General features: G+C 67.2%; 1 protein-coding gene. It reads left to right on the forward strand.

The genetic code is table 11. From position 1 onward, the window contains the following. Positions 1–287 (forward strand): DNA repair ATPase (locus FLQ44_RS14335; protein WP_147694967.1); only part of this gene is annotated, 287 nt, incomplete at both ends.

Consider the following 287-nt stretch of genomic DNA (forward strand, 5'->3'; position numbering starts at 1 on the left):
GCTATGTGCTGCAGAACGGCGAGCAGCGCAGCTTCGAGCGCAGCATGCAGGGCATGCGCTTCAAGCGCAGCCTGCGCTCGCCGAACGGCGAGGACGTGCTCTACGTCTTCTACGAGCCCGAGAGCGGCGCCAAGGCGCTGTTCACCTACAACCTGATCGAGCGCCGGTTGGCCACGCCGCTGTTCGGTCACGGCTATGCGCGGCTGGAGGACGGCCGCTTCGTGCTGTTCTCGGTCGACAGCCACGAGCCGACCCGCGTGCATCCCATGCAGGTCTGGCAGACGCCG

The organism is Vogesella mureinivorans (assembly GCF_007644035.1).
GTDB classification, from domain to species: Bacteria; Pseudomonadota; Gammaproteobacteria; order Burkholderiales; family Chromobacteriaceae; genus Vogesella; species Vogesella mureinivorans.